Source organism: Moorena sp. SIO4A1 (assembly GCF_010672065.1).
Taxonomy (GTDB): domain Bacteria; phylum Cyanobacteriota; class Cyanobacteriia; order Cyanobacteriales; family Coleofasciculaceae; genus Moorena.
On the sequence record NZ_JAAHHX010000914.1, the window covers coordinates 1 to 1182 of the forward strand.

1 protein-coding gene and 1 pseudogene are annotated in these 1182 nt (G+C 45.3%); one reads left to right on the forward strand and one right to left on the reverse strand.

Annotated elements, in window-relative coordinates; all coding sequences use genetic code 11:
* Positions 1–689: 689 nt before the first annotated feature.
* Positions 690–911 (forward strand): annotated as a pseudogene (locus F6K53_RS44030) (ATP-binding protein); the annotation flags it as partial.
* Here F6K53_RS44030 and F6K53_RS44035 read toward each other — a convergent pair.
* The coding region (locus F6K53_RS44035) for an FHA domain-containing protein (protein WP_293087166.1) at positions 853–1182 on the reverse strand (330 nt) is incomplete at its 5' end. The pseudogene F6K53_RS44030 and the gene F6K53_RS44035 overlap by 59 nt on opposite strands.

The following is a 1182-nucleotide window of genomic DNA, read 5'->3' on the forward strand; positions in this document are numbered from 1 at the left end:
CCATCAAAATATCTTAACACAAACCAGGTGAATGATAACTGTTAATTTACATAAACCCTGTCCCGGCTATCATCCCGACACCAAATCTTTGATTATGGTGCGGGGCTTCTCGCCGGGGTAGCTAACAGCTTAAAAACGGGACTGGCCGGATTCGAACCGGCGACCTAGCGCTTCAGATTGGTGTGAGTTTCCCCACTCTCTGGACTATACCTTCACCCTAGGATAATACCCATTAAGGATAATACCCCTTAGGTGGTGGCCGTCTAGTCTCTCCACCTTCCTGGATTTAACCTCGACGATTACTCGCACACAGATTCAGGCTTGGCTCGGTATTGCCTTAGAGTACTCAATAAGCTAAATACCCCTTAGGTTTCACCGAATTTGACCACATTCACTCACAGAATTTCTTCCATGGTGCCCGATTTTTCAGGAGGCGCTTGCTCTATCCAGCTGAGCCACAGCCCCAATCGCAATATACCTCTATATTATCACAAAAGCTGTTGATCAAGCATCGATAGCCATACCTGATCAGGGTTGAATACCCCCGTTAACCCAACTGGTAATAGGTAATGGGTAATCGAACCCAATTTTTAAGCAGTTTTTTGCTTGACGCTCTTGCCTAGAAAAGTGGGAACTATAGAACTAATCGCGATTAGATCCCATGTTGGGGAAGACTATGTTCCGGTCATGGCTCGAATGTAGAAAATATTTCTGGTACTGGACTGGGGTTAGCTATTGTCAAAAAATGTGTCGATATCCATGGCGGGACAATTAGTCTAAACAGTGATATCAGTCTTGGCACTACCTTTACGGTAATGCTACCTCGTAGAGTATTAGATGCGGATCAACTGCTCAAGGTAACTGGAAAGTCCATTCCTGATTACCAATCTGGATCACATTTCCTGCACTGAGCGAAAAGGGTTGATGGGAGGTAAGCCGCTGTTGGTCCACAAAAGTACCATTGGAACTACCTACATCAATGATTTGATAGCGCACTTTGTCCTGAGGCTCTGGAATTTGCAGAATTTGGGCATGGTTGCGAGAACACATCGCATCTTCTAACACTAGGGTGTTCGTGGGTTCTCTACCAATAGTGAAAGGATTAGCAGACAAAACAATGATGGCACCGGATGAACGGTTTACTAAACGCCCCTTGCTTGCTGGCGTAGGATTGGAAAAAAG